Below are 13,216 nucleotides of genomic sequence, written 5' to 3'. Positions count from 1 at the left end.
GCGCCCTCGCCTCTTCGGTTCCACGCACAAGCTGGCTCTTCCGCGACCGGCGAGCTGTAGCTCAGCCCGGCTACGACACCGTGCACATCTCTCGACGGGGGACGCCAGCCGTCACGCCAGCCTAAGCGCGGACCGGCGCCGCTGCGCCCGCGGTGTCGGTCTGAGACCGAAGCGGCGCGCCACCGGGAACGATGCGAACTGTGGCGGACCGGGAAAGTCTTCGAACGGCGATGGTTCTCGGCGCGGGCCGCCGGGTCAAGGTCAAGTTCACCAGCCCCGCTCGATAAGCCCCGGCTGAGTGGTGTGGCGCCGAGTGGCAGCCAACCCAAATATAACACCGCCAGTCCAGCAGGGTGACGCAAGGCCAGGATGCGTCCGTCCGCGCTATGCCGTGAACGCTTCAACGACAAACGGGAATTTGGCTTTGAGCTCGGCCTCGAAACTACCCCAGATGTAGACTCTTCCTTGACCGGCATCAATGACAGCTAATCTGTCTTTCTCCTTGTTCATGCCGCCTCTTTCAGCAAGCCTATTCGTAAAATCTTTTGCGCGCTCAGGAGTTTGTACGAAAAATATCAATCCATTTGAGCTAATTTGTTCGGGTCTCCGGCCTCTCTGGATTTCTTTGCTCAAAATACTCAGCCGAGACTTGTACGATTTTGCGTCGGACCGGTTCAAATCGCAGTATACGATAAGTATTGTCATCTAAGACACGCGTTGCTGCTAGCTTATATAGTTGACCAGCGATAGCTTGGAAAGCGACGCTGTGATCTGATAGCTCGCTTGTAGTCGATTTTGTACATCGAGCAACTTCGCGATCGCTTCTTCGGGGGATACTTGCTCGATGCTGTCCAAAGTATTCTGCATCGTGTTCTGTGTTGCGGCGTTCGTTGTGCTGGCATTTGATAGGCGAGCCGACGCGAGGGAGAGTTGGGTGACGGTGTCCTGAACGCTGGGACTCGTCGTGTCGGACGATGAAAGAAGTTTGCCCGCGCTGTTGATGACCGCCTGATAGGTCGCGGTCGTGCTGCTGTCGCTCGTCGTCGGTAGGCTGTAGGCCATGGTCGCAAAGCCGGCGAGTACGTTCTGGATCGCGACATCATTGGCGCGCGCACCTGTGCCGATGCTGGCGCTCGAGCTGATCTGAGTCGACTGAGTGGCCAACGCGGAAGTTGGCGTAAGATCCGGAGGCGGTCCCCGGGTATCCTCGCCCTGATACCAAAGGACAGTTTCGTCTTTTGATCCCGCCACGTAGACGGGCTTTGATCCCGAGTAGTCGATGCGCTGCGGATAGATACCTGCGCTAACCGAACCCGAGAAGAAATTCTTCGCGGCCACCGCCGTCGAGCTGACGGCAAGGGTGTTGGAGGCAGCTGTCTTGATGGCGGCCTGGAGAGCGGTGTTGAGGTTGCTGGCCGTCGTCGCGGCGTCGGCGCCGATCGCGAACGTGCCGCCGGTGCTGGACGTGGAGGTCGCGGTAGTGCCGGAGACGGCGGTGAGCGTGAGCGTCGTCGAGGTGCCGTCATGCATTTTCAGCGTGACGGTGACGCTATCTCCAACGACCGGCGGGTTGTTCACGGTGAAGTTAATCGTGCCCGGCGTGGTCGTCGTTCCAACGCTGGCAGTCGCCTTGATCGCAGTGGTCGTCGATGAGGCTCCCCCAACATTGAAGCCGAAGCTCGCCCGGGTATCGCTGTCCTCGGTCACCGTCACAGTGTCAGGCAAGGATGGGGGTGTCGTCGGAGGCTTAGACGAAGTCATGGTATTCTCGAGCCATCCGGAGCCCGATCCGAGATCTGCGGCAATCTGGTCTTTGATGAGCTTTGTGAGCCCATCTTTCGGGCTACCGTCGATATTGGTCGTCCCGTTCAAGATCGTGTTAGCGTCGAGCACTGGCTGAGTGCTGGTGTTGCCCCCGCCGAATAGATAATTCCCCGCCGCCGACTGGTTGAGTGTATCGAGCACCGTCTGCAAGTTCCCGAGGGCAGTCGAACGACCTGCGATCGAACTGGTTGCCGCACTCTGCAGCCCATTGTTTAGGCTCTGGCGGGCGCTTGTCCCAAGCGTCGCGACCTGCGTCAGGCTCGTTACCGCGAGGTTGGTCCGAGTCTGCGCGGCGGTGATGCCGGCGGCGTAGCCGGTCAGGGCGCTCAACGTAGCCTGTGCGGCCAGCGCCGTGGAGCGCCCGGATCCGAGACCACCATAGGTCTGCGAGACCTGACCGCTCGAGACCTGATTCGACAGGTCGTTGAGCTGGTTCTTCAGCGTCGTGAGTTGACCGGCGTTTCGCGTTGTCAGGTAGGAGCCGGCCGCGAAGGGAGTGATCGTGGTCATGATCAGATCTGCAACAATTGGTTGAGCATGTCTCGGGCCGCGCTGAGGATGCGAGCGTTGGCGCCATACGCATTCTGCAGGGCGATCAGATTCGACATCTCTTGATCGATGTTGACGCCCGCCCCGGCAGCGAACCGACCTTGGGCGGTGGAGAGGGCCGTCTGCTGGGTAGCGTCGAGGGCCGACGCGTTCGAGGCGTTGGCCCCCTGCGTCGCGATGATATCCTGCGCGAAGCCCACCACCGTGGCGTGATAAGGTGCGGAGACGCCGCCGATGCCGCTGGCCGACGAGAACGTTTGCTGAGTGGAAGTCAGCGCGGAGAATAGCTGCTGAGCTCGTGCACCGTTTGCCGTCATATCGGTGGCGTTCGTCGCCGTCAGCGCCGCCGTATTTCCCGACAGATTTCCGTTGACGCTAATGCGCTGCGCGAAACCGGTGAGCTTCGAGCCAGCGTCGAGGGAACCGGTATAGACCGTATTGTCCGAGCCGTCGACGAACAGCGCGATCTGAGGATAGCCCGATTTGGGGTCCGCCGAGGTCGGGACGGTGATATTCGCTGTCGCGGCGACCGAGGGAGCGCCAGCCGCTCCGGCGATTGTCAAGCTCGCGGCACTCCCGCTCGCGGAAAGATTCCGGTCAAAGCGATTCAAAACTGCGTTGATGCTGTCTGCATCCACCGGAAGTGGGATTGTTGCCACGAGTGCATTAGCATCGGTAGTCTGGTTAGCTGTGATGGCCGACGAGTTATTCGACGCCACTAAGATGATATTTCGGCCGGTGCTGTTGGCGTTGGCGGGAATTGTCAGGGTGTTGCCTGCCTGCATCCCGGTGAGGTTAATCGTGGCAGAATTGCCTGTGCTCTGCGTCGAGGAGACCTGCTTGTCTGTCAGCGCACTCGCTAATCCCGCCGCGAGATCATCGAGCTGCCGTTGAGCCTGCGGTAGGATCTGGTCGCGCAGCTCGAGCTGGGCCGCCAAGCTGCCAGATCGGAGCACGTTGGGCTCGCTGAGGTCGATTATGCCACCCCCCGGCAGCGTCGCGGTGATTGTGCCGACCGTGCCGGGGTTGGTCGATGAGGAATTTGCGGTCAGCGTTCCCTTCTCATCGAAAGTTAGCGACGCCGCATTGCCGCGATCCACCAATGTCGCCCCAGACCGGGTGAGGACCGTGACTGTTCCATCACCCTGAGAGACAGTCTGGACATCCATGTAGCTCGACAGGCTATTGATCGCCTGATCGCGCTGGTCCTGCAGGTCGGCGAGCGACGAACCGTCGGTGGTGTTTTGAATTTTGGTGTTGAGGTTGGCAATGTTCGACAGGAGCGCGCTGGCCGAATTGACGTCGGTGCCGAGCTGTGACTCGATCCCGGTGCGCATATTCTGCACCGTATTCGCGGCGCTGTTGATTTGGCTTGCTAGTGCCGAGGCGTTACTCACGACGGTCGTCCGCGCTGCCGCGGAAGTCGGATTGGCGGCAAGCTGCTGGAGCGACTGAGTAAAGGTGTTCAGTGTGCCGTCCAGCGAGGTCGAACTGCCGGGAACGCCGTAGAGGGCGTCAAGCTGCGAGGCGATCCCGGCCTTCGTGCTGGTGTAGGCAGCTCCTGAAGTCTCCAGCCGCAGCTGCTTCAGGGCCGCCGCGTCGAAGCTGCGGGTGATGGTTCCCGAAGCGACGCCTAAGTTGTTGGCCCCGTTGGCGACCGGCGAAATCGTACGCTTGACGTATCCGGCCGTCCCGGCATTGGCGACGTTCTGGGAGACGAGGTTGATTGCTGCCTGCGTCGCGGCGAGCCCGGCCGTCGCATTGGAAAGCGCATTGAGCGACAATTCAAAGCCTCCTCAGAAAAATCCTGGAGCTAGTTTACCGGATCACATTGAGCAGGTCCGACATCATGGTCTGGGCTGTCGACATGACGCGGGTGTTCGCGGAATAAGCTTGCTGCGTCACGATCATTTTCGAAAACTCGCTGGCAATATCTGTATTCGATTGCTCGATGGTCGCCCCGTTGATCGTGCTGCCGTTGAGGCCGGTCAGAGGCGGCCCGGAATCGGCCGTCTGGAGGTAGTTGCCTTTTCCATCGGCCCTAAGCCCGTCCGGATCGGCGAACTGCGCAATGCCGACTGTGGCGACAGGAATCACTGACCCATTCGAGAACGTGCCATTAATCTTACCGTCCTCCCCGACCGCGACACTCATCAGCGTCCCGGCGCTGTTGCCGTCCTGGCTGAGTTTCTTCGTGGTGACGGCGCCACTGGCATCAGCGTACTGGGTCAAACCGCCACTGATATCCAAATTCAGTTTTGCGAAACTATAGTCACCGATCTGGACGCCCGTGAGCGCCACCGGTGTGGTGGACGCAGGGCTGGTCAACTGGCCCGTAGAATCGAAGTTGAACGTCGGCCCAGTCTGGCTCCAAGACGGCGTGTCCGTGTTGCTGCTGTTGTAGTACAATTGCCATGACGAGGGTGACGTCCCGGCGGTCGACGTTTGAACCCAACGCATGCTGATCGTGATCGGCGCGCCGGTTGTGGTGTAACCGGTGATGGACGGGCCGGCGATGCTGTTGGGCGGCTCAGCCGATGCACTCACGGTCGGTGTTGCCGGCAGGTTAGCCGAATATTCGATGGTCTCCGTGGGCTCGGCCGGGAGCGTCAGGTTACCGATGTTGACGGGGCCCGTGCTTGTGACCTGCCCGGTCGTGGGATCCAGATTGGTACCTGTCAGGTATCCGCCAGCGCCGTTGACCAGATACCCGTCCTTATCTTGGGAAAAGTCGCCGCGCCGTGTGTAGAGGTTTGCACCGCTGAACGTCGGTTGATTGTTCGCATCGCCGGTCTTCTGGACCACGGTGAAGAAGCCGCTGCCGGTGATCGACATATTGGTCGGAACGCTGGAAGCAACGACGTTGCCGGCGATTGTGTTGGTCAGCTGCGACTGGGCCAAGACGGATCCGGCGACCTCGCGCTTCGGCGTCGTCTCAGCCATCAGATCGACGAAGCTGGTGTCGACGCGCTTGTAGCCGGTCGTCTGCGAGTTCGCGATGTTCCCGGATATGTTGCCGATGGCATAGGACTGTGCCTGAAGTCCGGAGACCGAGGTCTGAAGGGCAGAAAAGAGGTCCATGGCTGTACTCGACAGATCGCTGCAGGATGCTGTGCAATCTGGAGGCCACAAAAATATCTAAGCATTTCAGCTACTTGCGGACAATCCGCCGTGGCTCGACGACGTTTGCACGGAAATAAGTTCCGCAGGTGGGCAAATTTTGCAGTGACGGCCAGCAACGATCCCGGCCAACTTATGAGCGTCATGATCCTAGGCCTCATGGGCGAGAGCTTGGCGCAACTCACGCAGTCAGCAACCGTCGTAGGCTGCGCTCGTCCATCTTGGTCGATCGCCTCAGCCGCTCCTTGCCGCCGATGGAAGGCTGCCGGGGGACGAGACCGAACCAAGCCGCAACGTCGCGCCCCGGCGGCAGGTGCTTGCGGCCGGCGCCAGCGCCACCAGTGCGCTCGCGATCACCGGGCTGACAGGCGGTTGATCTCGATCGACGCGTTCCAGGTTCAGTTCAACCACGAAGGTGCCGCGATGCGGTTCGTAGGCGAGCTGCTCCTCTCTTTCGATCGTGCGCAGGTCCTCGCGGACGGGCACGCGGCTGACGCCCCGTCCCTCGGCTAGAACGTCTTGCCTAAGTTGCTCGCCGGCGAGGAGACCCCGACGATGACGCGGCGGCGAAGCTCGGTCAGGGTCCAGTCTGCGCCATCTGCGGCTTCTGGAATAGCTGCCCGACCTGTGCGGCCCGTCTCGGGCGACACAGCATCCGCTCGCGTCCTCGCGTCAGCTACTTCAGTCCCCTACCCGGGCGCGCGCGTAAGACCCTCCCTATCCCGTCGTAGCGCAGGAAGCCGTCCGGCCGCTCAAGGATGCTCCACCGGCAGGGTTGGGATCAGCGGGGGACGGGCGTGCCTCAGGCCTAGGGCGAGGGCGGCCCCCGCGGCCGTGATCAAAACCTCGGGTTCGGTCCAACGCGCACCCGCGCGCTTGCGTCTCCGCGTAAGACAATTCGAGGGCCAACACGAGCACGGCCCGGTAACCGGCTTCGGCCATCCTGCTGCCGAGCCAGGTTGCGTATCGGCTCCAACAGTTGAGGCAATCAAGGCCCATGCCGTCGAAGAACGACCCGCCTTCTCCTGCCACTCGGGGCGAAAAGGCTGGGCGGCTTGCGGCGGCCGAGATGATCAAGACGCTGAGCCCGGACACAGGAAGCATCCAAGGCCTCGTGCGCCGGATTGAGGAGGTCGGCATCATCGTGGCTCAGGAGCACCTGAGAGCCGGTATGTTACCTACCGAGGTGCGGGCATGGCACATCGGCTTCCAAGCGGGGATGAGCCTCGAGCTCGGGGATTACATGCGCCGCTTTTGATCGGCCAATCGAGTCCCGCTTCGTGAGCAGATCAGGACGCTTCTGGTCAGTTCATACGCCGGCGCCGGTCCTGCACTTCTCGTTGAGCGAGTTTGCGACCGAGCGCCAGAAGCAATGCATCCGTGGACTTGCTCCGCAAAAGTGGCTCTTCGTCATTTCGTGTGGGTCAAGGAGCCAGAAGCACGCGACGGCGTAGGAGGTCGAAGCCGGCCCGGCCGTACATCAGTCGCTTGATCAGCTTCAGTTTCGTAATCTGGCCCTCGGACTGAGCGTTGCTCCACGGCATCGTCAACGCCGCCCTTACCGCGGCCGCATCAACGACGAGCCCGCTAGCGAACGTCTGCACGGCTCGGATGCCGCTCGCCTTCGCCTCGACGATCCAAGCCTCGAACGCCGCCAGACGTCGGATGCCATGGGCGGACGATCCGTTCCCCTTCCTCCCGGCCTCGCGTACGAACCCGACGAAGCGCTGGACCAGCCCGTGTAGCGTGGCCGCGTCGGGATCCTGCACTATGCGCGCGAGAAGCGCGCTATCGGCCGGGCTCAGCCGGTCCGGCGCCACCGTCATGATCCAGGCGAGGACCTTCGATCCCGGCAGTTGCTCGCGCCGCGCCGGCAGCTCGGCCCAGCCGGGGGCCGTCATGCCGGGAACGGCGTCACGCCAGCGTCGCGGCGTGGTGATCGCGACCTTCGTCCGTCGACTCTGCAGCCATTTGTGGATCTGCCGCGAGCCGCCCGCGTAACCGCGTTCGCGCAGCTCTCGCAGGAGCTGCAATCCGTTCTCGCAGCCCTCGGCGCGGCGGCGCTCGAGATAGGCCAGCCAGGGGTCGAGCTGGCTCGGTCCAATCCGCCGTTCGCCGCGTTCCGGGGGCCTCTCCATGGAGGCGTAGCGCCGCACTGTTGCCGGTGCCAGAGGGATCGCGCGCGCGATCGCCATGATCGACTCGCCGGCCGCGCGGCGGCGCTGCACCTGTGCATGACGCACGGCCCTCCAACGTTGTGCCTCCTGCGCGGCAGCTTGATCTGTGCGGCTGCGCGGGAAAGCGTGGTCGCGGGCGTAATTGGGAACGGGAGCCGCCGCGCCGGAGGGGACGGGAAGGGCGCGCAGGCGGGCATGAGCGCCGACCAACCAGCGTTCCAGCATCTGGCGCGCGTTCAGAAGGAGGTGCCAGCGATCCGCGACTTGCTGGGCACGCGGGACGACGGCCTGGGCCGCACGCGCGTAGCCTGTCGACCGATCCCGTGCGACGATCTCCAGATCGGTGTGCGACGCTAGCCAAGCCTCGAAGGTCGCCGAGTTGCGGTCGGGCAGAAGATCGATGGCACGATGATGGTCGAGGTCGACGACGAGCGTGCCCCAGGCGCGCCCACGACGCCAGGCCCAGTCGTCGACACCGATTGCCCGCGCTCGTGCAACGCGCGGCAAGGGCGCGGCGTGCATGAGGCGCAGCAGCGTCGAGGCGCTCGCCGGCATGGAGAGATTTGCCAGCAGGCGCGCACCGGCTCGAGCGTTGATGGCCAAGCCGACGCGCTGCTGGGCCTTGGCGAGGCGTCGGGTTCGTCGGGCGTGCGGAGCCAGGAGAGAAGGGGCAGGAAGGCAGAATGTCCGTCGGGGACAGGAGGGGTTGAGGCAGCGCAGACGCCGGACGGTGAGGTCGAGCCGAACGGCGCATCCAAGGGAGGGTAGATCGGCGGGGTGCCGCTGATAGGAGCCGTGACGGGCGGTGCTCAGCGTGCCGCAAACGGGACATCGTCCTGCGCAGCGACAGCCGCGAACGTGCATGACAACGCTCGCCTCATGCCCGTCTTCGATGGAGAGTACCCGGCAGCCAGGAACCTCGTGCAGCCGCGCCATCGCCAAGCTCCGTCCTTCTCACACGAACGGAGAACGCACGGGGAAGCCACACGAAATGACGAAGAGCCATTAAACCGGAGCAAGTCCACGCATCGCCATGTCGACCGCCACCTGCTCGACGATTCGCCGGGTGGCCGCCTCGTCGAGGCCGAGCCCGCGCGCGAAACCGTCCAGGCGTCGCACCAGGCCGGCAATCGTCTCGTCACGGGAAGGGTCGCGATCTTCGTCTGCCATGGTCGCGGCCTATCGCGAGTTGCCGCCCTCCACCAGTCCGTAGGCACACATCGGCGCGCTGGACCGGGCGCGGTCGGGCCCGCTGGTGGCGGCGATGGACGCGTGCAACGCGCGTTGGGGACGGGGCGTGGTGGTGCCGGCGCGCGGGGCTGGTGAGCCGGCGCGACTGAACCACGAAGTTCGAGATGCGCACACCCCGCTACACGACGCAGGTCAGCGAGTTACCCGTCGCATACGCCTGAGGAGACGCGTCGCCGGCTGTTCGCCACCGAGCGACGTTCCGCTGTGCCTCGATGACCGCCGAGCTATCGGCCTCCAGTGGCGCCAGCGCGCGGGCGGTAAGTATGGCGCTCTTGGTCGAGCAGCCTGGCGTGATCGGCGGCCCCATCGGCGCTGCGCGCTTCGGCATCAGGTCTCCCTCAAGGCGCAAGCAGGTTGTCCGTTCGGACCAATCGGCACATTCAATAGCGCAATGATCACCAGATTTCACAAAAATCCGACTCTCGTATATATTCTCTATCGAGGCGTCCGTCTGGATTTCTGGGCATGAGATCAATGACCTTCAGCGAGCGACTAGGTTTAACCGGTGGAAGGCCGTCTGGTTTTGACTATGTGCGAATAATTTTGGCTTCTATGATCGTAGTATGGCACACAGTTATAGTTTCATACGGAATTGACACACAAAGATGGCTCGTCCTTGGCCCGTCACGGCCAGTTTGGGCCATGATACTTCCGATGTTTTTTGCCCTTAGCGGTTTCTTAGTCTCTGGAAGTCTGGAACGCTCGCGAACTATCGTCGGATTTTTGGGTCTTCGGGTGATACGCATCTTCCCTGCGCTAGCGGTAGAGTCGACTATAGCAATGGCGATCATCGGTGGGTTTTACACAAGTTACCCCTTGCAGGAGTATATTGCGAATTCAGAGTTATGGTCTTACGCCCTGAATATGTTTGGCATCGTCAGGTACTATCTTCCTGGCGTCTTTATTAATAATCCCACAACACAAGTAAACGCGCAATTATGGACATTACCATACGAATTGTATTGCTATATATTGATGTCGGTAATTTATATATTTGGGCTTTATCGGTCGAAGAAGCTTCTCATATTTAGTTGTCTGGCAATGCAAATTTTAGTTATAATCATCATCTATTTTCGAACACAGATTGATGAAGGAACTGTTCGCGGTCCGGTGCTTGTTTTGGCATTTTTGTACGGCGCGTATCTATACCGAGCGAGAGATCAAATTCCATACAACACACTACTATTCTTCTTTAGTGCTGTCGCCATGATTGGCTTCCTTTACCTACCAATCATCAATGCCTTCTCAGCGCTACCTGCTGCTTACGTTACCATCTATTTGGGTCTGCAAAACCCGGCGCGGTCTCCGATGGTGTCAAGTGGAGACTATTCATATGGCATATTCCTGTATGGCTTTCCAATACAACAAGCAGTTTCCGCGAGCTTGCCAGATCTTAGAAGCTGGTGGGCTAATTTGTTTGTTTCTGCTCCAATCATAACTGCGGTCGCGTATCTTTCGTGGCACTATATTGAGAAAAGATCGCTTCTCCTTCGACCACAATTGAGGGCACTCGAGGACCGATATGAGGTCATTTGTGGCAACGTAGTCGCAATGTATAGCAGGAATGTCGGATCTGGACTGAAAAGCAGATGGCTTCCTCGTCGCTTGAGAAATTCCGAGTGCAAAGAACAGCGAGATATCATTGAAAAACAAAACTAGAAATCGAGTAAGTTTATCTTATAGATGATATCCCGTACTGTCGGGGCGGCCCCTCCTGGCGGATCGGCGCCACCGAGGGTCGGGTTTCGTCGTCTACCCTGCTCCCCCAATGAAATCAGCATCCGATACACGCCTATGCCATCGGCGCGCCGTCCCCGCCAACGGATCGAAACCGGCTACGCATTCGATGATCTAGCGCGCGTCTGTGCCGCTGATCTGTCCGTCGTCAGATGATTTGAGACGGTTTGCGATGCTCAGGAACGGAGGTTCTGGTCCACCTGGGCTGAGAGGTTAGGCAGCCTGCGCGTGATGGCGCAAGCGGCGGTCCATGAGGGTCTGGCGCTTGATCCGCGCCCGTTCACGCAAGATCGTCTCGCCGCGGCCGAAGTAGACGTCGGCGGGAGTGAGGTTGCCCAGGCTCTCGTGAGCCCGAGCGTGGTTGTAGTGCTCGAAGAAGGCGGCAACCCGCGCCTCCAGTTCGCCGGGCAGGTAGGCGTGTTCGAGCAGGATGCGGTTCTTGAGCGTCTGGTGCCAGCGCTCGATCTTGCCCTGCGTCTGCGGATGGCGCGGGGTACCGCGGATGTGGGTCATACCGCGGCTGCCGAGCCAGTCGGCCAGATCACCCGCGACGTAGCTCGATCCGTTGTCGGTCAGCAGCCTCGGGCGATGCGCCACCTGCACATGATCGAGCCCGGCCGCCGCTAGCGCAAGGTCGAGCGTGGCAGTGACGTCGCCGACCTGCATCGTCGCGCACAGCTTCCACGCCACGATGTAGCGCGAGAAGTCGTCCAGCACGGTCGACAGGTAGTACCAACCCCAGCCGATCACCTTCAGATAGGTGAAATCCGTCTGCCAGAGTTGGTTGGGTGCGGTGGTCTTGTCGCGGAACTCGTTGGCGGCTTTGATCACGATGTAGGCCGGGCTGGTGATCAGGTCCTGGGCCTTGAGCAGGCGGTAGATGGTCGCCTCCGAGACGAAGTAGCGCCGCTCGTCGGTGAAGCGCACCGCCAGCTCGCGTGGGCCGAGCTCTGGCTCCTCCAGTGCGAGAGCGACGATCTGATCGCGAACCTCGGCGGGCAACCGGTTCCAGACCCGGCTGGGTCGGGACGGGCGATCCGCCAATGCCTCGAGGCCGCCACGCTGGAAAGCGTCGTACCACCGGTAGAACGTCGCCCGGGTGACGCCGAGCTTGTCCAGGGTGGCGCGCACCGGCAGGTGGGATTGCTCAACTAGCCGGATGATCTCCAGCTTCTCAGAGGCCGGGCGCCTCATGCCTCGTCGCCCCCAGCCCCGGTCATGCTTGTTTTCAGCAGGCGGTTTTCCAGGACGAGATCGGCCACGACCTCCTTCAGCGCACCCGCCTCGCGACGCAGGTCCTTGACCTCGTCGGCGGTCGCGGCACGGGCCGTGTCGCCGGCCAGCCGCTTCTTGCCGGCCTCCAAGAACTCCTTGGACCAGCCGTAGTACATCGAGCTGGCGATGCCCTCACGCCGGCACAGCTCGGCGATGCTGTCCTCACCGCGCAGCCCTTCCAGCACGACGCGGATCTTCTCTTCGGCCGAGAACTGCCGGCGCGTGGCGCGGCGGATGTCCTTGATCCCGGCTTCTGCCGGCTTCCGCGCCGGCCCGGACGTCTGTTTCATCTTCGCTCCTGGGCTACGATGAACCAGCCATCCTCCGTTCGTGAAGACCCTCAATCTGTCTCAGGAGTGCTGACGGCGGACAGGATCGGCCTCAGCTTCACGGCCGAGATGCTGATCCAGGGCGCCTACGAGCGCACCGTCGGGGCGCTGACCGCGCGGTGGCGGGGGCCCGAGCCCACGGACGAGGACCGGTTCAACGCGCGGCTGCTCGCGGACTACGCCGCGTTCCTGCGCCAGACCCCCTGGTACCGCTACCCGTTCGACGCGGAGCTGGCCCGGCTCTGGCACGAGGTCCCGTTCACGCCGTCCCTGCGGGCGGTCGAGCGGCGCGGCGCCCTCACCCTGCAGTACGGGGTGAAATGGGCCTACGCGCGGGGTATCGCGTGGCTCGCCGGGATGGACCCGGCCGGCCTGACGATCCGCAGCGTCGTGGCGGGGCTCGACGCGGCCGACGCGACCGCCGACCCGCGCATCGCCTTCCTCGGCCCCGTCCCGGCCGGCGACGGCGGACCGGCCGCCCTGATGGAGACGCCGCGCTACCGGGCCTTCACGGAGATCGTCCGGGGCCTAGGCGCCCGCGGCCGGACCGTGCTGGAGATCGCCGGCAACCGCCGGATCCTCACCACCGTCCTCATGCCGCCGGGCCGGGCGGTCACCCTCGCGGGGGCCGAGCCGCTGTTCGCGATGCCGATCCAGTCCGAGCCGGGCTGGCAGCGCGTCGGCTACGACACCGCGGTGGAGCAGCTCGTCGCGCAGATCCGCGCCGTGGAGGCCGCGGGGGGCCGGTTCGAGCATGCCTACGACTACTGATCGGCGCCCGCGGCGCGGCCTGCCGGTCGGCGCCGCCGCGGCGGCGCTCGCCGGGTGGCTGGGCGTGACCGCGCTGACCGCCCTCGCGGTCCAGCCGGAGGCCGTGGTGGCGCTCGGCAACCCCGCCGCCCTGGTGGCCGCCGACGACGGCGCCCTGGTCTCGGCCGGCCGCGCGTATCTGGT

Annotated in this window: 12 protein-coding genes and 1 pseudogene; 5 read left to right on the top strand and 8 right to left on the bottom strand. The window is 62.6% G+C overall.

Translation table 11 applies throughout. From position 1 onward, the window contains the following. Positions 1–384 precede the first annotated feature (384 nt). From ME121_RS34635 to ME121_RS34630, 5 genes and pseudogenes are all read right to left on the bottom strand, one after another. Entirely contained in the window at positions 385–510 is a 126-nt protein-coding gene (locus ME121_RS34635) for a hypothetical protein (RefSeq protein ID WP_280951394.1), read from the bottom strand. 213 nt (positions 511–723) lie between these two features. Further along, the gene (locus ME121_RS31195) at positions 724–2,334 is read right to left on the bottom strand and encodes a flagellin family protein (protein ID WP_059410214.1); all 1,611 of its coding nucleotides are present in this window, start codon (positions 2,332–2,334) and stop codon (positions 724–726) included. A gap of 2 nt (positions 2,335–2,336) precedes the next feature. After that, positions 2,337–4,157 carry a flagellar hook-associated protein FlgK gene (gene flgK, locus ME121_RS31190; protein WP_059410213.1) on the bottom strand — a complete coding sequence of 607 codons (1,821 nt, stop codon included), beginning with the start codon at positions 4,155–4,157 and terminating at the stop codon, positions 2,337–2,339. A 34-nt stretch (positions 4,158–4,191) separates the two neighbouring features. Then, positions 4,192–5,454 carry a flagellar hook protein FlgE gene (locus tag ME121_RS31185; RefSeq protein ID WP_029359471.1) on the bottom strand — a complete coding sequence of 421 codons (1,263 nt, stop codon included), beginning with the start codon at positions 5,452–5,454 and terminating at the stop codon, positions 4,192–4,194. Between the two features lie 229 nt (positions 5,455–5,683). Then, a pseudogene (locus ME121_RS34630) lies at positions 5,684–5,865 on the bottom strand (transposase); the annotation flags it as partial. Positions 5,866–6,562: 697 nt separating this feature from the next. Here ME121_RS34630 and ME121_RS31180 point away from each other — a divergent pair. Then, entirely contained in the window at positions 6,563–6,751 is a 189-nt protein-coding gene (locus ME121_RS31180; RefSeq protein WP_029359472.1) for a hypothetical protein, read from the top strand. Positions 6,752–6,917: 166 nt separating this feature from the next. Here ME121_RS31180 and ME121_RS31175 read toward each other — a convergent pair whose 3' ends face one another. Together ME121_RS31175 and ME121_RS34625 are read right to left on the bottom strand one after the other, a co-directional pair. After that, on the bottom strand, positions 6,918–8,612 hold the full coding sequence (locus ME121_RS31175) for an ISL3 family transposase (RefSeq protein ID WP_059410212.1): 1,695 nt from the start codon (positions 8,610–8,612) through the stop codon (positions 6,918–6,920). 63 nt (positions 8,613–8,675) lie between these two features. Beyond that, a complete protein-coding gene (locus ME121_RS34625; protein ID WP_179240072.1) occupies positions 8,676–8,840 on the bottom strand; it encodes a hypothetical protein in 165 nt (54 codons plus the stop codon). 185 nt (positions 8,841–9,025) lie between these two features. Here ME121_RS34625 and ME121_RS34620 point away from each other — a divergent pair, with 185 nt between their 5' ends. Both ME121_RS34620 and ME121_RS34615 read left to right on the top strand, forming a co-directional pair. Next, positions 9,026–9,082, top strand: a complete 57-nt coding sequence (locus ME121_RS34620) for a DUF4113 domain-containing protein (RefSeq protein WP_408902633.1) — start codon at positions 9,026–9,028, stop codon at positions 9,080–9,082. A gap of 304 nt (positions 9,083–9,386) precedes the next feature. Then, on the top strand, positions 9,387–10,580 hold the full coding sequence (locus ME121_RS34615; RefSeq protein ID WP_089231870.1) for an acyltransferase family protein: 1,194 nt from the start codon (positions 9,387–9,389) through the stop codon (positions 10,578–10,580). Positions 10,581–10,871: 291 nt separating this feature from the next. Here the strand turns inward: ME121_RS34615 and ME121_RS31170 are convergent. Beyond that, positions 10,872–12,223, bottom strand: a protein-coding gene (locus ME121_RS31170) for an IS3 family transposase (protein ID WP_089231872.1) whose coding sequence is annotated in 2 segments (ribosomal slippage) — positions 10,872–11,882 and positions 11,885–12,223 — 1,350 coding nt in all. Because the reading frame shifts where the segments join, the coding sequence is not laid out codon by codon here. Positions 12,224–12,289: 66 nt separating this feature from the next. On the opposite strand from ME121_RS31170, the gene ME121_RS31160 reads away from it, so the two are divergent. Together ME121_RS31160 and ME121_RS31155 are read left to right on the top strand one after the other, a co-directional pair. Beyond that, positions 12,290–13,033: a hypothetical protein gene (locus ME121_RS31160; RefSeq protein WP_029361632.1), complete on the top strand. Its 744-nt coding sequence runs from the start codon at positions 12,290–12,292 to the stop codon at positions 13,031–13,033. Next, positions 13,017–13,216, top strand: a 200-nt coding sequence (locus ME121_RS31155) for a hypothetical protein (RefSeq protein ID WP_059410210.1), incomplete at its 3' end; no start/stop codon positions are given. The genes ME121_RS31160 and ME121_RS31155, both read left to right, overlap by 17 nt.

This window comes from Methylobacterium sp. ME121, assembly GCF_000974725.1.
GTDB lineage: Bacteria > Pseudomonadota > Alphaproteobacteria > Rhizobiales > Beijerinckiaceae > Methylobacterium > Methylobacterium radiotolerans.
Note: the sequence above shows the minus strand (reverse complement) of the source record. Positions and strands in the feature narration are given on the sequence as shown.

What these genes read in the sequence shown, in the direction of transcription:
- ME121_RS34635 (WP_280951394.1), bottom strand. Translation starts at nt 510, where the DNA reads ATGAACAAGGAGAAAGACAGATTAGCTGTCATTGATGCCGGTCAAGGA.
- ME121_RS31195 (WP_059410214.1), bottom strand. Translation starts at nt 2,334, where the DNA reads ATGACCACGATCACTCCCTTCGCGGCCGGCTCCTACCTGACAACGCGA.
- ME121_RS31185 (WP_029359471.1), bottom strand. Translation starts at nt 5,454, where the DNA reads ATGGACCTCTTTTCTGCCCTTCAGACCTCGGTCTCCGGACTTCAGGCA.
- ME121_RS31180 (WP_029359472.1), top strand. Translation starts at nt 6,563, where the DNA reads ATGATCAAGACGCTGAGCCCGGACACAGGAAGCATCCAAGGCCTCGTG.
- ME121_RS34625 (WP_179240072.1), bottom strand. Translation starts at nt 8,840, where the DNA reads ATGGCAGACGAAGATCGCGACCCTTCCCGTGACGAGACGATTGCCGGC.
- ME121_RS34615 (WP_089231870.1), top strand. Translation starts at nt 9,387, where the DNA reads ATGAGATCAATGACCTTCAGCGAGCGACTAGGTTTAACCGGTGGAAGG.